The organism is Desulfobotulus mexicanus, assembly GCF_006175995.1.
GTDB lineage: Bacteria > Desulfobacterota > Desulfobacteria > Desulfobacterales > ASO4-4 > Desulfobotulus > Desulfobotulus mexicanus.
On the sequence record NZ_VDMB01000011.1, the window covers coordinates 21,942 to 41,811 of the forward strand.

The 19,870-nt window shown below is 50.0% G+C and carries 19 protein-coding genes; 8 read left to right on the forward strand and 11 right to left on the reverse strand.

Annotated features, from left to right (window positions below; translation table 11 throughout):
• Nucleotides 1–5: 5 nt before the first annotated feature.
• From topA to FIM25_RS09700, 8 genes are all read right to left on the reverse strand, one after another.
• The gene (topA, locus tag FIM25_RS09665) at nt 6–2,303 is read right to left on the reverse strand and encodes a type I DNA topoisomerase (protein ID WP_139448691.1); all 2,298 of its coding nucleotides are present in this window, start codon (nt 2,301–2,303) and stop codon (nt 6–8) included.
• A gap of 10 nt (nt 2,304–2,313) precedes the next feature.
• Complete coding sequence (gene dprA / locus FIM25_RS09670; RefSeq protein WP_139448852.1) at nt 2,314–3,405, reverse strand: DNA-processing protein DprA; 1,092 nt, start codon at nt 3,403–3,405, stop codon at nt 2,314–2,316.
• A gap of 35 nt (nt 3,406–3,440) precedes the next feature.
• The gene (gene ybgF / locus FIM25_RS09675; protein ID WP_139448693.1) at nt 3,441–4,166 is read right to left on the reverse strand and encodes a tol-pal system protein YbgF; all 726 of its coding nucleotides are present in this window, start codon (nt 4,164–4,166) and stop codon (nt 3,441–3,443) included.
• A 61-nt stretch (nt 4,167–4,227) separates the two neighbouring features.
• A complete protein-coding gene (gene secF, locus FIM25_RS09680; protein WP_139448695.1) occupies nt 4,228–5,286 on the reverse strand; it encodes a protein translocase subunit SecF in 1,059 nt (352 codons plus the stop codon).
• A gap of 110 nt (nt 5,287–5,396) precedes the next feature.
• On the reverse strand, nt 5,397–6,977 hold the full coding sequence (gene secD, locus FIM25_RS09685; protein ID WP_139448697.1) for a protein translocase subunit SecD: 1,581 nt from the start codon (nt 6,975–6,977) through the stop codon (nt 5,397–5,399).
• Between the two features lie 111 nt (nt 6,978–7,088).
• Nucleotides 7,089–7,418 (reverse strand): preprotein translocase subunit YajC, encoded by a 330-nt coding sequence (yajC, locus tag FIM25_RS09690; RefSeq protein ID WP_139448699.1) that lies wholly within the window; start codon nt 7,416–7,418, stop codon nt 7,089–7,091.
• A 199-nt stretch (nt 7,419–7,617) separates the two neighbouring features.
• Nucleotides 7,618–8,373, reverse strand: coding sequence for a hypothetical protein (locus tag FIM25_RS09695; RefSeq protein WP_139448701.1), 756 nt, complete (start codon nt 8,371–8,373; stop codon nt 7,618–7,620).
• Between the two features lie 115 nt (nt 8,374–8,488).
• On the reverse strand, nt 8,489–9,952 hold the full coding sequence (locus FIM25_RS09700; protein WP_139448703.1) for an Rne/Rng family ribonuclease: 1,464 nt from the start codon (nt 9,950–9,952) through the stop codon (nt 8,489–8,491).
• 525 nt (nt 9,953–10,477) lie between these two features.
• On the opposite strand from FIM25_RS09700, the gene leuS reads away from it, so the two are divergent.
• Both leuS and lptE read left to right on the forward strand, forming a co-directional pair.
• A complete protein-coding gene (leuS, locus tag FIM25_RS09705; protein WP_139448854.1) occupies nt 10,478–13,066 on the forward strand; it encodes a leucine--tRNA ligase in 2,589 nt (862 codons plus the stop codon).
• 80 nt (nt 13,067–13,146) lie between these two features.
• Nucleotides 13,147–13,668 (forward strand): LPS assembly lipoprotein LptE, encoded by a 522-nt coding sequence (lptE, locus tag FIM25_RS09710; protein ID WP_139448705.1) that lies wholly within the window; start codon nt 13,147–13,149, stop codon nt 13,666–13,668.
• A 111-nt stretch (nt 13,669–13,779) separates the two neighbouring features.
• Here the strand turns inward: lptE and rpsT are convergent, their stop codons facing one another.
• Nucleotides 13,780–14,043, reverse strand: a complete 264-nt coding sequence (rpsT, locus tag FIM25_RS09715) for a 30S ribosomal protein S20 (protein WP_139448707.1) — start codon at nt 14,041–14,043, stop codon at nt 13,780–13,782.
• Nucleotides 14,044–14,324: 281 nt separating this feature from the next.
• Between rpsT and murJ the strand changes: the two genes are divergently transcribed.
• The 6 genes from murJ to FIM25_RS09745 are packed head-to-tail and all read left to right on the forward strand — an operon-like array spanning nt 14,325 to nt 18,338.
• On the forward strand, nt 14,325–15,893 hold the full coding sequence (gene murJ, locus FIM25_RS09720; protein WP_139448709.1) for a murein biosynthesis integral membrane protein MurJ: 1,569 nt from the start codon (nt 14,325–14,327) through the stop codon (nt 15,891–15,893).
• The gene (locus FIM25_RS09725; protein ID WP_139448711.1) at nt 15,890–16,198 is read left to right on the forward strand and encodes an FtsB family cell division protein; all 309 of its coding nucleotides are present in this window, start codon (nt 15,890–15,892) and stop codon (nt 16,196–16,198) included. The genes murJ and FIM25_RS09725 overlap by 4 nt, the downstream gene beginning before the upstream one ends.
• 50 nt (nt 16,199–16,248) lie before the next feature.
• On the forward strand, nt 16,249–16,455 hold the full coding sequence (locus tag FIM25_RS09730) for a hypothetical protein (RefSeq protein ID WP_139448713.1): 207 nt from the start codon (nt 16,249–16,251) through the stop codon (nt 16,453–16,455).
• Nucleotides 16,436–17,329, forward strand: a complete 894-nt coding sequence (locus tag FIM25_RS09735) for an AzlC family ABC transporter permease (RefSeq protein WP_218961372.1) — start codon at nt 16,436–16,438, stop codon at nt 17,327–17,329. The genes FIM25_RS09730 and FIM25_RS09735 overlap by 20 nt, the downstream gene beginning before the upstream one ends.
• Complete coding sequence (locus tag FIM25_RS09740; protein WP_139448715.1) at nt 17,319–17,645, forward strand: AzlD domain-containing protein; 327 nt, start codon at nt 17,319–17,321, stop codon at nt 17,643–17,645. Before FIM25_RS09735 ends, FIM25_RS09740 begins: the two co-directional genes overlap by 11 nt.
• A 30-nt stretch (nt 17,646–17,675) precedes the next feature.
• Nucleotides 17,676–18,338, forward strand: coding sequence for an endonuclease III domain-containing protein (locus FIM25_RS09745; protein ID WP_139448717.1), 663 nt, complete (start codon nt 17,676–17,678; stop codon nt 18,336–18,338).
• A 6-nt stretch (nt 18,339–18,344) separates the two neighbouring features.
• On the opposite strand, the gene moaA is transcribed toward FIM25_RS09745, so the two are convergent.
• Together moaA and moaC are read right to left on the reverse strand one after the other, a co-directional pair.
• The gene (gene moaA, locus FIM25_RS09750; RefSeq protein ID WP_246052126.1) at nt 18,345–19,334 is read right to left on the reverse strand and encodes a GTP 3',8-cyclase MoaA; all 990 of its coding nucleotides are present in this window, start codon (nt 19,332–19,334) and stop codon (nt 18,345–18,347) included.
• Complete coding sequence (moaC, locus tag FIM25_RS09755) at nt 19,331–19,813, reverse strand: cyclic pyranopterin monophosphate synthase MoaC (RefSeq protein ID WP_139448719.1); 483 nt, start codon at nt 19,811–19,813, stop codon at nt 19,331–19,333. Before moaC ends, moaA begins: the two co-directional genes overlap by 4 nt.
• Nucleotides 19,814–19,870 lie beyond the last annotated feature (57 nt).

Consider the following 19,870-nt stretch of genomic DNA (forward strand, 5'->3'; position numbering starts at 1 on the left):
CTATTTTATTGGGCCTCGTCCAGACTGCGGGTGAAGCTGCAGCCTTCAGCGGGGCATCGCAGATGGGTTCCCTGTTTCTTGGTGGTTTTTTCCACAAGATAAGGGTGACCGCAGTCCGGGCATTTTTCGGCTACTGGTTTATCCCATATGGCAAAGGTGCAGTCAGGATATTTTTTGCATCCGTAGAAGACTTTGCCCCTTCGGGATTTTCTTTCCACCAGCTCACCACCGCAGCCATCTTCGGGGCATGAAACTCCGGTTCCTTCTCCGCCGCCCTGGGGCTGGCCTGCATTGATGCTGCTGGTATTCTTACATTCGGGGTAGCCGCTGCAGGCCAGAAAGGTTCCGAAACGGCCCTGTTTCACCACCATGGGGCGCTGGCATTTGTCACAGACCTGTCCTTCGGCTATATCCGCCTCAAATTCAACCAGCTGGATTTCGCCCTTATCATTGCGCTCATAATTTCTGGAAAAATGACAGTCAGGATAGGCACTGCAGGCAATGAAAGGACCGTTTTTTCCTACCTTGACATGGAGCTTGCCCTTTTTGCATTCAGGACATTCCATATCCGTGGGAATCCCAACACCCTTTATGCTCTGCATGCCGTTTTTGGCAGCTTCCAGTTTTTCGCTGAAGGGGATGTAAAAGTCCTGCAGCAGTTGAAGTGTTGCCACTTCTGCACCTTCGATGCGGTCGAGGTCATTTTCCAGTTTTGCTGTGAAATCCACATCCAGAACTTCCGGGAAATTCTCCACCAGCAGATCGTTGACGATAAAGCCCAGTTCACTGGGTTTAAAGTAGCGGTTTACCATTTCCACATAGCCTTTGTTGCGGATGGTGGAAAGGATGGTGGCATAGGTACTGGGGCGGCCGATTCCGTTTTCTTCCAGTTCCTTCACAAGGGAAGCTTCTGAAAAGCGGGGCGGCGGCTGGGTGAAATGCTGCTTGGGGATCAGTGACCTGCAGTCAAGTTTTTCCCCCTCCTTGAGGTCCGGGAGGTTCTGTTTTTTTTCTTCCTTTTCCCCTGCTTCCTCAGACGCTGTGTATAATTGCATAAAGCCGGGAAAGGCTATGGTGGAGCCGGATACGGAAAAAGTGTAGATGTCTGCACCAATGCTGACACTGACCTGGTTGATAAGGGCTTCACTCATCTGTGAGGCCACAAAGCGTTTCCAGATCAGCTCATAGAGGGTAAACTGATCCTTATCCAGAAAACGGCGTATACTTTCAGGGGTGTGAGCAACGGAGGTGGGTCGGATGGCTTCATGGGCATCCTGCACCTTTTTCCGGTTTTCAAAGGCCCTTGGTCCTTTGGCTGCAAATTTTTCTCCCAGGGTAGAACGGACATAATCCAAGGCCTCATGGGCGGCTTCATTGGCTATGCGGGTGGAGTCCGTACGCATGTAGGTGATAAGGCCCACGGGTTCGCCGGGGCCGAGATCCAGACCTTCATAAAGCTGCTGGGCCACAATCATGGTTTTTTGGGCAGAAAAGCGCAGTTTACGGATGGCTTCCTGCTGAAGCTTTGATGTGGTGAAGGGAGGCAGTGGATTGCGTTTTGTGGTTTTTTTCACCACCTTTTCCACGGTAAAGGTGGCCTTTTCCAGATCCTTTAATATGGCTTGCGATGCTGATTCATCTGGTATGGTGTGTTTTTCATCGTTTTTACGGCTTAGTTTCGCCTCAAAGGGCGGGGGATTTCCCGTGCTCTCAAGGCCTGCTGTGATACTCCAGTATTCTTTGGGTTCAAAGATCTGAATCTGGCGTTCACGGTCGCAGATGATGCGTACGGCAACGGACTGGACCCGGCCTGCGGAAAGTCCGCCCTGGACTTTTTTCCATAAGAGAGGTGATATCTGATATCCCACAAGCCGATCCAGAATACGGCGGGCCTGCTGGGCATCATAGCGGCTTACATTCAGTTCACTGGTATTTTTTAATGCTTCTTCAATGCCGTTTTTCGTCAGCTCATGGAAGAGAACCCGATGAAAACGCCGTCCCTTTTTTTTCAGGATATCTGCCGTATGAAAGGCAATGGCTTCCCCTTCACGGTCCGGGTCAGGGGCCAGATAGATGTCACTGGCGTTTTCTGCGGCCGCCTTCAGGGATTTAATGATGTTCTGTTTTCCCTTGATGTTCTGGTACTGAGGCGTAAAGCCGTTTTCAATGTCAATACCTATTTCTTTTGGAGGCAGATCCCGGATATGGCCTGAAGTGGCTGTGACATTGAAGGTATCTCCGATATATTTTTTAAGGGTTCTGACTTTTGTGGGTGATTCGACAATGACAAGAGGTTTACTCACGGTGCATCCTTCATGATTTTGCGAAATATTTTCCAGGATACTGCAGAATTTTCCCCTGGAGTTCTAGGGTAAAAAGAAGGGCGGAAAGGGGCCCTGCTGCCATCCCGGTTCTCTGTGCCAGTTCATCGATGTGAATGGGATCGGCTTCCAACACTTTAAGCACGCCTGATTGATCCATTGCAAGAAGATTTTCTTTTTTTTCACAGGCCCTGGCGGGAATATGGACCTTTTTAATACCCAGCTCATCCATAATATCCCTTGCATTTTCAATAAGACAGGCTCCTTCCCGCAGGAGTCTGTGGGTGCCGGCGCTTTTCATGGAGCGGACATTGCCGGGAAGGGCAAAAACCTCCCGGCCCTGTTCCCCTGCCAGTCGGGCAGTGATGAGGGAGCCGCTCCGGTCTGCTGCCTCCATGACGGCGGTACCAAGGCAAAGCCCTGAGATGATACGGTTGCGCGCAGGAAAATTTGGTGCATCGGGAAGAGTGTTCATGGTAAAGGAGGATATTACGGCCCCGGAGGATGCAATGCTTTGGGCCAGCCTCTGATGTTCTCTGGGATAGATCTGATTGAGTCCTGAGCCCAGAACGGCAATGGTGATACCACCTGAGGCCAGCGCACCTTCATGGGCTGCCGCATCAATGCCCCTTGCAAGTCCGCTTACAACAACAATCCCCGATGCTGCCAGCTCCGAGGCAATTTTAAAGGCATGATCCCGTCCGTAGCGAGTCGCATTCCGCGAACCTACGATGGCTACAGCCACGGCATCTGCCGGAAGCTGTCCGCGGATATAAAGAACAGGCGGTGGATCAGGGATTTTTGAGAGCAGCTCCGGATAACCCTCCATGCCAAGACCCAGTATTCGGACTCCCGTTTCTTCCGCCATGCGGATTTCCCGGAGAAAGGGTTCATCGGACATCCGGGCTGTATTTTTTATGGCTGCAGCCATGCGGGAAGAAATGCCGGATACGGCGGAAAGGGTTTCTTCGGATGTATTCAGCACCTTTGCCGGATGTTTGAATTTTTCCATGAGACGGGCAAAGCGCAGGGCACCGATGCCGGGTGTGGCCTGAAGTTTCAGCCATGGAAGAAGGGATGACATTCCATGGTTTGTCTCTGGCAGTACTTGATTTCTCATCAGAAAAGATTTTTCAGCCGGGTTTCAGCCTTGGCAGCGGCATCGGTAAAGGGGTACTCCCGTATCAGCTGGCGGAGAATTTCACGGGCATTTTCTTTGTCTCCGATCTGAATCCTTGAAAAAGCATTTTTCAGCATGGCATCGGGAACTTTACCGCCCTGAGGATAGCGTTTGGGAACTTCTTCAAAGGCAGTTATGGCTTGCCTGTAATCCCTGCGGGCATAATGGCATTCCGCAAGCCAGTAAAGGGCATTGTCTGCAAGGCTGTGATCCGGAAAGCGGGTGGCAAGCTGCTGGAAAAGATCAGCAGCTTTTTCATATTCACGGTTCTGCATGGTGGCAAAGGCTTTTTCGTAAAGCCGGTTAGGATCCTGTATCTGTTCAGCAGGAGATGACACATGAGACGCAGGAGCCGGAGAAGATGCTCCTGTTTTAGTTTTTTCCGGCTGCTGTATTGCAGAGCTCGCAGGAGTTGTAGCAGCAGAAGGGCCGGAAGGATTTCTCAGCATCCTTTCATGGCTGTCCACCATGAACTGCATAACAGAAAGTCTCTGGGAAAGATCCGATATCACTTCTTCATTGCGGGAGATCTGCTGTTCCATGGTGCTGATGCGTGTCTGTGTTGCATCCGGTTGTCTGGTGGAGGCACAGGCACAGAGAAATGCTGCAGGCAGAATCAGTGTACACAGCGTTCTGAAACTTATGGACTCTGGCCGGGTACGCATGGAAAACCTCCTGAAAATGGAGTCGCCGGGGAAATTCCCGACGACTTTTATGCAAGGATCATCAGATCCCCTGTTTTTTGTGCAGAAACAAGAGGATGGGGCAGGCAACAAAGATGGATGAGTAGGTACCCACAACCACCCCTACCAGCAGTGCTCTGGAAAAGTCGTGGATGATGCCTCCACCAAGAATAAAGAGGGTTATCAGCACAAGGAGTGTTGTACCTGAGGTGATGATGGTACGGCTCAGGGTTTCATTGATGCTCTGGTTTAAAATGGCAGCAAAGGTTTTTTTTCCTCTGGAAGCAAGGTTCTCCCGGACTCTGTCAAAGATGATGATGGTATCGTTGAGGGAGTAGCCCATGATGGTCAGAATGGCTGCGATAATGGGCAGGTTGAACTCAATATCCAGAACGGAAAAAAGACCTATGGTGATGATGACATCATGCAGCAGGGCAATACCGGCTCCCAGAGCATAGGCCAGTCCCAGCTTCCAGAATACAAGGAAGCTGAGGATGAGGGCCGTGAGAATCAGAAGGGGAATGGGCAGGGATATTCTGAATAGATTTTCCATGATCTGGGGAAAAAGATAGACAACGGAAACAAAAACACCTGCCACTGCCGCACTGAGCATCCACTTCATTTCAAAGCGCCCGGATATATATACCGTGATGAAAAGAAGGGCGTAAAAAAGGGCATACAGTGCCTGGGACCTGAGGTCTTTGCTGATCTGGGGACCGACCATATCAATACTCAGGATTTCTGCACCCAGTCCCGTTGTTTCATGGAGTCTTCGGGGCAGCTCCATGAGTATGCCGGAATCGGCATCAAAGGTCTGGATGGTACGGATCTGGAGAAGATAGCTCCTGCCTTCTCTGGATTCCTGAACCGTTGCATTGCCAAGTCCCATCTGATCCAGCGTGCTGTGTACCTGGCCCATATCCACGGCTTCCTGAAAGGAAACAAGTATCTGTGTACCACCGGCAAAGTCCACGCCGTATCTGGGGCCTTTGTGTAATATAAGGGAAAATATGCTGAAAAGGATCATGGCTGCGGAAAGAATCATGGCCGCTTTCCGTTTGCCAATAAAATCGATATTGGTTCCGGGTTTGATGATCTGCATGGAAATGCCGTCTCCTGTCTTGGGTAAATTAAACGGAAAGTCTTTTTTTCCAGCGCAGGAGGCATGTTCCTGTTCCGGATCTTAAAATCTTTAAGACTTTCCGCCAGGCGCTAGATGCTGAGTTGGGCCACCTTTTTATTCTGACCATCATAAATTATGTCAAATACAAGGCGCACCATAACAAGGGCTGTGAACATACTGGAAAGCACCCCGAGGCAGAGGGTGACGGCAAAGCCCTTTACCGGCCCTGATCCGAACTGGAAAAGAACCAGTGCGGCAATGAGGGTGGTGACATTGGCGTCCAGAATTGTGAGGGTGGCCCTGTCAAAACCCGCATGAATGGCAGCGATGGGTGATCTTCCCAAACGCAGTTCTTCCCGTATGCGCTCAAAGATCAGTACATTGGCATCCACGGCCATGCCAAGGGTGAGCACCATGCCCGCAATACCCGGCAGGGTCAGGGTGGCACCGAAGGCCGCAAGGGCGGCTCCTATGAAAAGGATGTTCAGCACCAGGGCGCAGTTGGCTACGAGACCGGCTCCTTTGTAATATACAGCCATGAAGAGCAGGACAAAACCACCGCCCACCAGCATGGATATGAGCCCTTTTCGTATGGATTCAGCACCTAAGGTGGGTCCTACCGTACGTTCTTCAATGATTTTAACGGGAGCAGGCAGGGCACCGGCCCTGAGGACAATGGCCAGATCCCTGGCACCTTCCATGGTGAAGTTGCCTGTAATGCGGGCATTTCCGCCGGATATGCGATCCTGAATCACGGGTGCGGAATAGATATTGTTGTCCAGAACAATGGCCATGCGTTTGTGGATGTTTTCTCCGGTAATACGCTCAAACTGACGGGCACCCTGTCTGTCAAAACTGATGGAAACATAGGGTTCATTAAACTGGGAGTCCACCTGTACCCTGGCATCCGTCAGGGAAGCGCCGGTAAGAACGGCCCTTCTGCTTACAAGGTAGGGTACACGACCCGTTTCCTGTCCTGAAGCATCTCTCCTGATTTCATAGAGAATTTCAGTTCCCGGCGGCATGGACCCTGTGAGGGCATCCTGTACATCATGGGAATCTTCGACAATTTTAAATTCCAGAAGGGCGGTTTTACCTATGAGTTGTTTGGCCCGTTCCGGTTCTTCTATACCGGGAAGCTGGATGATGATTCTTCTTTCTCCCTGAATCCGTATATCCGGTTCATTGACACCGAATTCGTCAATGCGGTTACGGATGGTTTCCAGAGCCTGTTCCGTCGCCATTTTTGTGATATGGTTTTTTTCTTCGATTGGAATTGAAAAACGGAACTCCAGACCTTCGTCCACGGTATGTCTGCGGACATCCATATCCGGGAATTCTTTTTGATGAAAAGCGGAAAAGATATCTGCATCGGATGCATCTGCAAGGCGGACACCAATATTGCCATCGGGGAGTCTGCGTACGGAAGTATATCGTATCCGCTCCCTGCGCATCTGATCCCGCAGCTCATAGGTCCGGCGTTCCATGGTGCTTTCCAGGGCTTTTTCAACTTCCACATCCAGTACAAGGTGCATACCACCCTGCAGGTCCAGTCCTAGATTGATGGTTTTATTTGGCCACAGGCCGGGATTGAAGGTCGGCAGTATGTAGATGATGGCCAGGATCAGTGCCACGCAGACGGCATAGAATCTCCAGGAACGTATTTTCAAGGCCCAAATCCTTTCCAGTGGCAGGAAAAATCAGGGTGGCACCAACACTTTTCCATGTGGTGCCACCATTGGATTTCTGTCAGGTTTTTGATGGGGATGGCGGAAGGAAATTTATTCTTTTTCTCCGCCGCTTTTTCCGGAAAGACCGGCAACATTGGCTCGAACCATTTTCACGCGGACTTTGTCAGCAATTTCAATGGTCAGGGTATTGTCATCCAGAGAGGTGACCGTACCATAGATACCTCCGGATGTGATGACGCGGTCTCCTTTTTTAAGATTACCGATCAGTTCCCGGTGCTCTTTGGCTTTTTTCTGCTGGGGCCGGATGAGAAGAAAATAAAAAATGACAAACATCAGGATCAGGGGAACAAGCTGGATAAAACCGCCTCCTCCTCCACCCTGCGCTCCGGCATCTCCCATGGCGTAAGCAACTCCGATCAAGGCTTCCTCCTTAGCATAAAGCGTTATTTTTCATATAAAAATATTTAGCTGCGTGGATGGTTTCCCTGCACCGTTAAGATGGTTTTGGAAACAGTATGCACCCTTACAGCAAACGGATCAACAAAAAGCATATAAAAGAAATCAAGGGCTGCGTCAAATCATTCCGGGCTTTTATCTTAAAGTGCTGGCCTGTGTGTTTTCAGGGTGCCATGATCCAGAGGTGTTCCCCGTCAAAACGGATACGGTTCACATTCTCCTCGTTCAGGGAATTAAGAAGTCCGCTGATTTCCTGCATATTATAAACGATGATTTTTTCAAAGGGCTGAATGATGTGAATGTTTTCAGCAAACTGTTTTTCTTTCATATTGTATACCCGGACCATGCGTTCAGAAAATTTCAATACTCTGCCCACGCCGGTACTGTAACCTTGGGCATCGGGTCTGTCCGCTTCAGGGGGGAGGGTTATGCCCCTTGATGCCAGAGATTCTTCCAGAAGCCGGAAATGGATTTTCCAGATATTGTCGCCGGGCCGGACCACATGGATACCATAATCCTGTACAGGGCTTTTTTCTTCACCGCCATCCAGGGGGCGGGTGATGATTTCTCCTCTGCTTATGGCATCTTTTTCCTCATATTCCCGCATATCAAGGGTTTCATCACCAACACGGATGCTTTCTTCCGATGTAACCATCATATCCATGCTGTCATGGATACCGTATCTTTCCTTCCGCTGGCTTATGGTATACCTGTTGCCTTCATCCAGATCTGAAAAGTCGATGACCTTTCCAGTATCTATGGTTTCCCTCATGCTTATGCTTTCATCTGTCTCTGGTTCTTCAAGTACCGCAGGCTGGCGTGTTGCCACATAAACCACGATAAGGGTCAGGGTCATAAAAAGCATGAGCAGGGAAAGACGCATGCGCTGGGATAATGCGGGGAATCGGTTACGGAACATCTGGTTTTCCTTACCTATTTAGGAGATGTCAGAGTTCAGGGTCTTTTCTGCGCTTTTAAATATCCCTTATCATAAACAGGAGCCGGGTTAAAAGTCCAGCCTGAGATGCTGTTTATTACGGCTGGCAGAGAATTTCCGATTTTCCGGGAATCATTCCCGCATCTGCCTCAATCTGGATGCTTAAGCATCTTTTTTGTTCAATTTCAAGCAGTTCAGAGCGTTTGCGGTTTAATACATAGAGTGCTACTTCCGGTGGCAGCAGGGCACGTACGGTTTTGATGTCCGGCTTTAAGGTTTCAAGTCTGAGTTTGCGTAAAAAGGTCAGAACCAGACTTTCCGTTGAAAAGGTAAGGCCACGGCCAGAGCAGTGGGGGCAGGGGACAAGGCTGCCAAAGCTTATGGCCGGGCGCAGGCGCTGACGGCTCATTTCCATAAGGCCGAACTGGGAAATTTTACCCACCTTGGTTCTGGCTTTGTCTTTTTTCAGTTCTTCTTTGAGCTTTTTTTCCACCGCTGCCCGGTGTTTGGCGTCCCGCATGTCTATGAAATCAATGACCAGAAGTCCGCCCATGTCCCGGATTCGGAGCTGTCTTGCCACTTCCTCGGCTGCCTCAAGGTTGCTCTGGAAGGCTGTTTCCTCTATGGAGCCCTTCTGGGTGGCTTTGCCGGAGTTTACGTCAATGGAGACCAGGGCTTCGGTCTGATCTATAATTATGGAGCCTCCGGACTTAAGGGGAACCCTGGACTCGAATATGGTATTGATCTGTTCTTCCAGCTGGTATTTTGTGAAAATGGGTTTTTCACCCTTGTAATGCTTGATGCAGCTGCTTTGTTTGGGGGCGATGAGTTCAACAAATTTTTTTATTTCTTTGTAGGCTTCGGCATTATCAATGAGAACCTCACTGACCTCAGGGGTCAGGGAATCCCGGATGGCGCGCATGGCAAGGTTCTGTTCCCGGTATAAAGGCGCAGGCGTTTCCGCTTCCATGGCCTTCTGGTTGATGTTTTTCCACAGACGCAAAAGGTAATTGAGATCTTTGGTCAGCATGGCCTTGGTGCAGCTTTTTCCGGCTGTGCGGATGATGGCGCCAAAACCTTCGGGCAGTGTGAGTTTGTCCAGAAGATCTTTGAGGCGTTTTCTTTCTTCTTCTTCCTCTATTTTCCGGGAGATACCCTTGTTGGTGGAGCCGGGCATGAGAACGAGGTGGCGTCCGGGAAGGGAGAGAAAGGTTGTGAGCATGGCTCCTTTTTTCATCACAGGATCTTTGGTAACCTGAACAATAATTTCCTGACCTTTTTTTATCAGATTTTTGATGTGGTGTTTACCGGAGGGGCACTCCTGGAAGTAGTCGGTGTGGATTTCCTGAAACTGCAGAAAGCCGTTGCGCTCAGCCCCATAATCAATAAACGCAGCCTGAAGACTGGGTTCTACGTGGCTGACGGTGGCTTTGTAAATATTTCCCTGTGTGATTTCACGGGCTGCCGTTTCAAGGACAAAATCTTCGAGTCTGTTGTCGATGATGGTGGCAATGCGACACTCTTCGGCATCGACGGCATTGATCAGAATTTTTGTGCTCATAAGTTTGATGGTGGTTCGTCCCGCAGATAACTTGCCGGGAGAAACAAAAACCTTTCTACTGAGGTTGTGGTTTGAAAAGTGCGCCGAGAGCCTTATGGATATTCTGGCGAGATTTCCCGGGTTTCAGATGGATGGCAGAGAAATTCGGATTCAGGGGGGTAGGATTTGACCTGCATCCGGATAATTTTTTAAGAATCCCTGCACATTCCATAGCATCAGGCTCAATCTTGTCAGAGAATGGAAAAATCGGCGGGTGTATCCATTGTAAATGGATTTACAGGCTGGATCAGAACACTTTTCTCTGCTTTTATGCAATTGTTTTTTATGCGTCAATCTTTTTTTATATTCCATCTCTCTGGTGCAAGTGCTTTTTCATGGACTTTCTTGCCATTTTCATTCCGTTGTGGCATTCACAAAAACTGTTGTTCAAGATCCGTAAGCTTTATAAAAGAGTCAGATCGTTTGTCAGATCCTTCAAAGCGGTCATGCCGCCCAATCATATTGAATCAGAGGAGATAGTGCATGTTGCCAGATAGTTATAATCCCCTTGAAATTGAAAATAAATGGCAGAAAAGCTGGGACAGTGACGGGGTCTTTCAGGTTCATGAAGACCGGGAAAAACCCAAATATTATCTCCTTGAAATGTTTCCCTACCCTTCTGGAAAAATCCATATGGGTCATGTCCGTAATTATACCATCGGGGATGTGGTGGCCCGTTATAAGCGCATGCGTGGTTTTAATGTTCTGCACCCCATGGGTTGGGATGCCTTTGGCATGCCTGCGGAAAATGCCGCCATACAGAACAATACCCATCCTGCGGCCTGGACCTATGAAAATATTGATTCCATGAGAAAACAGCTCAAGCGTCTGGGTTTCAGTTATGATTGGGACCGGGAACTGGCAACCTGTACGCCGGAATATTACCGTTGGGAGCAGTGGCTTTTTATCCGTATGTTTGAAAAGGGGATGGTTTACAGAAAAGAATCCTTTGTCAATTTCTGTGATCCCTGCCAGACGGTGCTTGCCAATGAACAGGTGGAGGATGGTGCCTGCTGGCGATGCGGCAGGGAAGTCCGCCAGAAAAAACTCTGGCAGTGGTATTTCCGCATTACGGATTATGCTCAGGATCTGCTGGACTATTGTGATAAACTTCCCGGTTGGCCTGAAAAGGTCACCACCATGCAGAAAAACTGGATAGGTAAATCCACAGGAGCCCGTATTCGTTTCGGTATTGAAGGCAGGGAAGAGGGCATTGATGTTTTTACCACAAGGCCGGATACCATATGTGGTGCTAGTTTTGTCTGTCTGGCTCCGGAACACCCTCTGGTGACCGGTCTTGCCAAAGGCAGCTCCCAGACCTCGGAAGTGGAAGTTTTTCTTGCTAAGATGGCCCGGCAGGAGCGTACGGCCAAAGCCATAGAAACGGCGGAAAAGGAAGGGGTTTTTACTGGCGCTTATGCCATCAACCCTGTGAGCGGAGGGCGTGTGCCCATCTATGCTGGAAACTTTGTTCTCATGGAATATGGCACAGGGGCTGTGATGGGGGTGCCGGCCCATGATCAAAGGGATTTTGATTTTGCGGCCCGCTATTGTCTTCCACGTCCTGTGGTGGTGCAGCCTGCAGGTGAAAAGCTGGATGAGGCCACCATGCAGGAGGCATGGACCGGGCCTGGCACCCTTGTGAACTCTGAAGAATTCAGCGGTATGGATAATGTTGTAGCCCAGACAGCCATTGCAGACTGGCTGCAGGCCAAAAATGCAGGAGAAAAGGCCGAGCGTTTCCGCCTGCGGGACTGGGGAATTTCAAGGCAGCGTTACTGGGGTACGCCCATACCCATGATCCATTGTGATACCTGCGGTATTGTATCCGTACCGGAAAAGGATCTTCCCGTACGCCTTCCCGAGGATGCAGGTCTGCTTGAAAACGGTGGGTCTCCTCTGGGAAGTCTGGCTTCTTTTTATGAGGTCATCTGTCCTAAATGCGGGGAAAATGCCCGCAGAGATACGGACACCATGGATACCTTTGTGGAGTCCAGCTGGTATTTTTTGAGGTATTGCAGCCCTAAGGAAGAAGCTGCAATTTTTGACAGGGAGGCCGTTGCCTACTGGATGCCTGTGGATCAGTACATCGGAGGTGTGGAACATGCGGTGATGCATCTCTTGTACTCAAGGTATTTTACCCGTGTGCTGGAAGCTGAAGGTCTGGTGGATTTCAAGGAGCCTTTCACCAATCTTCTCACCCAGGGCATGGTGTGCAAGGAAACCACCACCTGTAAAGAGCATGGTTTCCTTTATCCCGAGGAAGTTGATTTTTCAAAGGATACGCCCACCTGTACAAAGTGCGGCAATCCTGTGGCCATTGGCCGTGTGGAAAAAATGAGCAAGTCCAAGCGTAATGTGGTGGATCCGACCATTCTTCTGGACCGTTACGGGGCGGATACCACAAGGCTGTTCTGTCTTTTTGCAGCACCGCCGGAAAGGGATCTGGAATGGAGTGACACGGGCGTGGAGGGATCTTTCCGCTTTCTCAACCGTGTATGGCGGCTGGCTCTGCGCTATCAGGACGCAGCCCGGAATGTCCTTGCCTATAATGGCGAGCTTGCCGCTCTGTCCGAAGGGGACAGGGATGTGTTCAGAAAAACCCATCAGACCATTAAAAAGGTTGCTGAAGATGTGGACCGCTTTCACTTCAACACGGCCATCAGTGCCGTCATGGAGCTTGTAAATGCCGTCTTTGCCGCAGGAGAAAAGGGGGAGGATATTCAGAATGCAGGCGTGGCCCGTCATCTGATTGAATCCATCTGTCTTATGCTCTCCCCTGTGGTGCCCCATTTTACTCAGGAAATCTGGACTTCCCTTGGCGGTGAAGGGGCTTTGCCGGAGAAGGCCTGGCCCCAGTGGCGTGAAGATGCCCTTCAGGAAGACAGTATTCTTGTGGTGGTACAGGTGAATGGTAAGCTCAGGGATCGTGTTACCCTTCCTGCGGATGCCGATGAAGAAAGCATTAAGGCGGCGGCCCTTGCCACCGAAGGTGCTGTGCGCTTTATGGAAGGCAAGGAAGTGAAAAAGGTCATTGTGGTGAAGGGTAAGCTTGTGAATATTGTTGTGGGATAATTTGCCGGGAGATGTAAGGGGCAGGCCTTCAAGCCTGCCCTGCTCCAGATTTTAACGGAAGCCAGAGTCGGAGCCAGTGGATGAAACAAATGCTATTTTTAAGATCTTTGCCTGTATTCTTGTTTTCATGCCTTGCTCTCGGGGCCTGCGGTTATGGCTTTTCAGGCTCTGGAACCTTTGCCGGTAATGTGCAGCGTATTTTTGTTTTGCAGGTTACGGACCGTGTGGGCGAGGCAGGCCTTGCTACCCGCATGACCGATGATCTCGTTTATGTGATTACCCGCAGTCCCCAGGGAATGGCTGTGGATGATCCCCTTGGGGCGGATGCCTTTCTGGAAAGTGAGGTGCGTTCCATTACTCAAGCCACCCTTTCCCGGACCGTTGCGGATACTGATATAGAAAGACGTCTTTATATGACGGCTTTTTTTGTGCTCAAGGATGGTGAGGGACGTGTTATCTGGCAGAGGGAATTGCGGGAGGATGAGGTGTATGCCGTTGGTGCAGACAATGCTGCAACGGAAAGCAGGCGGCGGGAGGCATTGGAAGCCCTTTCCCTGCGTATGGCAGAACAGCTTGTGAACCGCCTGGGTGATGATTTTTAAGTTTTGCTCTTTTTTCCCGCTGATGAATATAAAAAAAAGGGAAGTTCCACCCGAATACCGGGGGGAGATTCCCTTTTTAAATACATGACCGGCCTGGGCCGGATGCTTTTTTCAGGCGGATACTTTGTTTATCATCTGGGCCAGACGGGATACTTTGCGGCTGGCGGTATTCCGGTGGAGAACACCTTTTTTGGCTGCTTTATCAATAACCGCTGTGGTTTCCTGGAGAGCCTTGCCAGCTGCTTCGGGCTCTTTTTCCACAATGGAACGGAGGCGGGTGATTGCTGTTTTTATCTGGCTTTTTATGCTGCGGTTTCTCATTCTGCGGACTTCATTCTGTTTGGCCCGTTTTTTTGCAGATTTATGGTTTGCCAACGCGATACTCCTTTTTACATTTTTTAAGATTATTTAAGGTGATCAAAAACCACAAGGTTTTACATTATCTAAAAAACAAAAATTAAACTGAATTTGGAAAAGTGTCAATTCTTTTTTCCCTCATTAGGGATGAAAAGCTCTGTTCTTTAAAAAAAAAATCAGGTGATGGAAATCTTGTCCTTTTTTTTTGGGTTTGCATAAGGCTGAAATCTGATTATTGTGCAGACCAAAAGCGGAGAAGAAAGCAGGGGCTTGCACAGGCAGGGGGAACAGGAAAAAGTATGAGAAGATCGGAAAACCGGCAGGTGGCAAGGGCTGTGGGCGTGGTGGGTGTTGCAACCCTTTTCAGTCGCATACTGGGCTTTGTCCGGGATATGGTGATAGCCGCATTTTTCGGTGCATCAACGGCTGCAGATGCCTTTTTTGTAGCATTCCGCATTCCCAATCTCATGCGTCGGCTGCTGGCCGAGGGTTCCCTGTCCATGGCCTTTGTTCCAGTTTTCAATTCGGTCATGGAAAAGGAGGGGCGTGCCGGGGCTTTTGCCTTTGCAAGATCGGCACTCAGAATTCTGGCCCTTCTGCTTTTGTTCATTACAGTGCTGGGGGTACTGACGGCTCCCTTTATTGTTCAGGTTATTGCTCCGGGCTTTGCCGATACACCTGAAAAAATGGGGCTGACGGTTTTTCTGACACGCATTACCTTTCCCTATGTGTTTTTTATATGTCTTGTGGCTTTGGCCATGGGCATGCTTAACAGTCTGGGGCACTTTGCGGTGCCGGCCCTTTCCCCCGTTGTTTTGAGCCTCTCCATGATTTTAAGTGTGTGGCTGCTTGCCGCCCATATGGACCCTGCGGTAACGGCATTAGCCATCGGTGTGCTGGGGGGAGGAGTTTTTCAGCTTTTCATGCAGCTTCCCGTGCTGTGGAAAAAGGGCTTCCGGTTCAGGGGAAAGACGCCCTGGCTGCATCCGGGGGTCCGTCGAGTGGGGCGTCTCATGCTTCCCACGATTTTTGGTGCCGCTGTGTATCAGCTGAGCATTGTTATCGGTACCATTCTGGCTTCTTTTCTGGAGGCGGGCAGTGTTTCCTATCTGTATTATGCCGATCGCCTGGTGCAGTTTCCTCTGGCAATATTCGGTATTTCCGCAGCTACAGCGGTCCTGCCTACACTTTCCAGACAGGTGAGCAGCGGTCGCATGGGTGATCTGGGGGATACCTTTGGGGAAGCTCTGCGCTGGATGCTTTTTATCAATCTTCCTGCCATGGCAGGTCTGATTGCCCTGGCCCATCCCCTTGTGGCTCTGCTTTTTCAGCGGGGGGCCTTTGATGCGGTGAGTGTGGCAGGTACGGCAACGGCACTTGTGTATTATAGCGCAGGATTGTGGGCCTTTGCCTGTGTTCGTATTGTGGTCTCTGTATTTTATGCCATGGAGGATACAAGAACACCGGTGATCATGGGCAGCATTTCCTTAGGCTCGGCTGTTGTGTTTTCCCTGATACTTATGCATCCCATGTCCTATGGAGGGCTTGCCCTTGCCACAAGCCTTGGTTCCATGGTGAACTTTGTACTTCTGGCCTGGGTTCTTAACAGAAAAATACCGGGTCTTTTTTCATTAAATATTTTAAAAAGTGCCCTGCTTTCCCTTTCCAGTGCCCTCATCATGGGCGTATGTGTTTACGGGGCGGATTTTTTTCTGGCATCCCGACTTACAGAGGGTAGCCTTGGGATGGGAGTGCGTGTGCTGGCGGGCATTGCTCTGGGAGTAGGAATCTACGGCGGGCTGGCTTTATTGATGAAAAGTCCTGAGCTGGGCATGGCCCTTAACTGGCTCCGGAGGCGGAAAAAATGAAATTGATGATATTCTATGGTCTCTGGCTTTTTATTTGTGTGTTTGGAGCCTATGCCCTGTTGGGGACCGACGGCTATTTTGACTACAGGCAGCTTATGAGCCAGCATGCTGGTATTAAAGAAGATAAAAGAGTACTGGAAGCAGAACGGGCGGATCTTCTGCGCAGGGTGCACCGTCTTCAGAATGACTGGAAATATATAGAAGCTGTGGCTCGGGAGCAGTTACTGATGGTTCCTGAACATGCCATGGTGTACCATTTCAGGGAAACAGGAAGCATTGAGGAGGAAGCTTCTTTTTTTCCATGAGCTGATCATTTTGTAATGATTCATAATAGTTTTTTAAAGGTGATATGAATATGTTTCCGGATGAAAAAAGGGGTCGCTGCACCCTTGAAAAACTGAGACTGGAGCAGGGGTTGCCGCCGTTGCCGGAGCCGGATGATCCTGTGGTAGGCCGTCTGGATGGCTGGCTTGAGGAGATGCTATCACCTCTGCCAGCAAAGAAAATCCGGTGTATCCGTGATAAATATAAAAAGAAAAAAAATGTTCTGGATCAGCCCTGAAGGGCATAATGGGATGCTCAGCAGATTTTATCCCGGTATTCAGAAACGCTGGATTTGCGTTGTGATACAGATGCTTGCCTGTCTGCCCGGGAAGATAAAAGAACCGGGAAACGAGGAAGATTTTTTTATTTTAAACCTGGGGAAAAATATGAGGGATTCCATAGAGAAGGGAATCTGGGTTAGGGGTGCAAAGGCCATATGGCCCATATGTGTGGGATATTTTCCACTGGGGCTTGCTTTTGGTGTACTGGCGGAAAAGGCTGGTCTTTCCGGAATGCATATTTTTTTTATGTCTTCCCTTGTTTTTGCAGGATCAGGCCAGTTCATAGCCGTATCCATGATTGATGCTGGAGCGTCAGTGCTTGCTGTTATGATGACCACCTTTATGGTTAATCTGCGGCATCTGCTCATGTCCTCATCCCTTGCCGTCTGGTACAGGGGGCAGTCCCGGAGGCGGCTTAGTCTTCTGGCCTGTTTTATAGTGGATGAAACCTTTGCGGTGAATACCAGCCGTCTGAAGTCAGGTGACTGGCCTCTGGGTGCAGCCATTGTGGCCAGCTTTCTGGCCTATGCCGCATGGGTGGGCAGTACGGTACTGGGGGGGATTTTCGGGCGGTTCATTGCACCGTCGGCCTTTGGCATTGATTATGCCATGATTGCCATGTTCATCTGTCTTCTGGTTTTTCAGTTGAATGGCCTGATTTATATAATTTCAGGTCTTGCTGCAGCGGTGGCTGGTACAATTGCAGCCCTCTGGATTCCGGGGAATGCCTTTATTGTCGTGGGTGCCGTTGCGGGGGCAAGTGTGGGGCTTTTGCTTAAACGAATGGCCCGGATGCAGGGGGAATGGGTGAAGGGTAAAGATGAGTTCTGAATACATGATTCTGGTTATGGGGATGGGGCTGGTGAGTTTTATCCCCAGATGGATTCCCCTTTTTTTTCTGAGTCGGAAAAAAATGCCACCCTTGCTGGAAGAATGGCTGGATCTGATTCCCGTATCCATCCTTGCAGCCCTTCTGGTTCCTTATCTTATCACTGCAGGGGAGCCAAGGGTGCTCAGCTTCACACAACCAGAGCTGGCCGTTGCTTTTCCTACGCTGCTGGTGGCTCTGTGGACCAGGTCTCTGGGGCTGACCCTGTTGGCGGGTATGGGCATGTTCTGGCTGGCGGGAAAGACGGGATGGTTTTAGGCAATCCGGCAGAATGAAAGCAGGCAAGGTATGGCTGAGAAAGCTTTTTGTATTCATCGTTTCATGGAGATTCTATCAAAGGCATATAAGGAATGGAATGCTCCGGTGATAAGCCTCATGGCGGCAACGGGTGCAACTCCCTTTGCTGTTCTTGTGGCCACCCTGCTTAGCTTGAGAACAAAGGATGAGGTTACGGAAGCCGCAGCTCTTCGGCTTCTTCATGAAGCGGATACGCCGGAGGCTGTCTTGTCTCTGGGGGAAGAGCGTATTCGGGAGCTTATTTTTCCAGTGGGTTTTTATCCCACCAAGGCCATGCGGCTTGTGGAAATATGTTCAATTCTGATCCGTCAGTATGCCGGAAAAGTGCCCCGGACCATGGAAGAACTTCTGGCACTTCCGGGGGTGGGTCGTAAAACCGCTAATCTTGTGCTGATTGAAGGTTTCGGTCTTCCGGGTATCTGTGTGGATACCCATGTGCATCGCATTTCAAACCGCCTTGCTTATGTTTCAACAAAAACACCGGAGCAGACGGAGATGGTACTGCGCAGAATTCTTCCATCTGAGTACTGGATTTCATACAATGAAATTCTAGTGGCCTTTGGCCAGACTCTCTGCCGCCCCCTTTCTCCATGGTGCAGCCGCTGTCCCGTTGCAGCTCTCTGTCCCCGCAAAGGCGTTGAACGTTCCCGCTGAAGTTTTTTATCCTCCTATCCTTGCCATGGCCGTATCCACCTGACCTTCACTGTCCGGATGAAAGATGTGTTCGGCACCTTTGTGGCGCAGGCATGAAATGAATATGTTCTGAATTTCTTTTTTGCCTGCTCCGTGACGCAGGGGGCCTTTAATGTCATGGCTGATGTCCGAAAGCAGACATGGTCTGAGGCGGCCATCAGCCGTGAGCCGAAGGCGGTTGCATGTATGGCAGAAGTGACGGCTCAAGGCCGGTATGAAGCCGATTTCTCCCTTGGCACCCGGAAAAGTGAACTTTCTTGCCGGTCCGTCCAGCTGATCGCTAGGCAGAGGAGTCAGCGAACCTAAGGCTCCGATAGAATCCTGAATTTCCTGTACCAGGACAGGTCTGTGATCTGCGTGGTGATGATGTCCTATGGGCATTTCTTCAATGAAACGGACGGATATATTGTTATTTAAGGCAAGGGAAGCAAGGGCTGAAAAATCTTTTTCATTTACATTTCTTAATGCCACTGCATTTAGTTTGATGATAAAGCTTTTTCTTGCCAGAGCCTCTTCTATCCCTGTCCATACTTCATGGAAGGCATCTTTTCCGGTTATTCTGAAAAAGGTTTCAGGATCAAGGGTGTCAAGGCTGATGTTGATCTGATGAACACCGGCATCCTGTAAGCGGTCAAGGGAGGAGGGGAGCAGGATGCCATTGGTGGTTATGGCCAGCCTTTCAAGACCTGGCAGGCTGCCAAGCTTCTTTAAAAAGGGGAAAATACCTTTGCGGACAAGAGGTTCTCCACCGGTGATACGAATTTTTCTGATACCGATTTCAAGGGCTGCACGGGCAATGACAAGTATTTCTTCAAAACGGAGTATGTCTTCATGGCGAAGTCTGGGACTGGGGCTGATGGGGTTGCAGTAGATGCAGGCAAGGTTGCAGCGGTCCGTCACGGAAATACGGAGATAATTAACGGGTCTGGCGCATGCATCCTGCAGTGGGGCCTTCACAGGGATCTCCGGATAAAGGTGCCGGATTTGCCGCCCTCTTTTTCTTCAAGGCGTATACTGGATATTTCCATGCTTTTGTCCACGGCTTTGGCCATGTCGTAAAGGGTGAGGGCCGCTGCGGACACCGCCGTGAGGGCTTCCATTTCAACGCCTGTGGGGCTTAAGGTCCGGACTTCGGCTTCAAGGTGAATACAGCTGTTCTTTGTGTCCGGCTGGAAGTCAACACGGATGCCCGTAAGCATGAGGGGGTGGCAGAGGGGAATTATATCGGCAGTTCGTTTGGCAGCCATGATGCCTGCAATTCTTGCGGTTTCAAGGACATTGCCCTTTTTTCCCTGCCCGGAAAGAATATGCTGCAGGGTTTCGGGCTGCATGTATATGCAGCCTGTGGCCAGTGCCCTTCGCAGGGTTGATTCTTTATCCGATACATCAACCATGCGGACCCGGCCTTCGGGGTCCAGGTGTGTAAGTTCTGCCATCTGTGTTCCTTCGTATACCGCAGAACGGTATCTGATTATTTTTGTTTTGAATAAAAG

Bases quoted from the DNA above. Each gene is read 5' to 3' on its own strand.
- ybgF (WP_139448693.1), bottom strand. From the start codon at position 4,166: ATGCGTACCCGGCCAGAGTCCATAAGTTTCAGAACGCTGTGTACACTG.
- FIM25_RS09740 (WP_139448715.1), top strand. From the start codon at position 17,319: ATGAGTTCTGAATACATGATTCTGGTTATGGGGATGGGGCTGGTGAGT.
- dprA (WP_139448852.1), bottom strand. From the start codon at position 3,405: ATGTCATCCCTTCTTCCATGGCTGAAACTTCAGGCCACACCCGGCATC.
- FIM25_RS09700 (WP_139448703.1), bottom strand. From the start codon at position 9,952: ATGAGCACAAAAATTCTGATCAATGCCGTCGATGCCGAAGAGTGTCGC.
- FIM25_RS09745 (WP_139448717.1), top strand. From the start codon at position 17,676: ATGGCTGAGAAAGCTTTTTGTATTCATCGTTTCATGGAGATTCTATCA.
- moaC (WP_139448719.1), bottom strand. From the start codon at position 19,813: ATGGCAGAACTTACACACCTGGACCCCGAAGGCCGGGTCCGCATGGTT.
- FIM25_RS09735 (WP_218961372.1), top strand. From the start codon at position 16,436: ATGTTCTGGATCAGCCCTGAAGGGCATAATGGGATGCTCAGCAGATTT.
- secF (WP_139448695.1), bottom strand. From the start codon at position 5,286: ATGCAGATCATCAAACCCGGAACCAATATCGATTTTATTGGCAAACGG.
- FIM25_RS09725 (WP_139448711.1), top strand. From the start codon at position 15,890: ATGAAATTGATGATATTCTATGGTCTCTGGCTTTTTATTTGTGTGTTT.
- FIM25_RS09695 (WP_139448701.1), bottom strand. From the start codon at position 8,373: ATGTTCCGTAACCGATTCCCCGCATTATCCCAGCGCATGCGTCTTTCC.
- lptE (WP_139448705.1), top strand. From the start codon at position 13,147: ATGAAACAAATGCTATTTTTAAGATCTTTGCCTGTATTCTTGTTTTCA.
- FIM25_RS09730 (WP_139448713.1), top strand. From the start codon at position 16,249: ATGTTTCCGGATGAAAAAAGGGGTCGCTGCACCCTTGAAAAACTGAGA.
- murJ (WP_139448709.1), top strand. From the start codon at position 14,325: ATGAGAAGATCGGAAAACCGGCAGGTGGCAAGGGCTGTGGGCGTGGTG.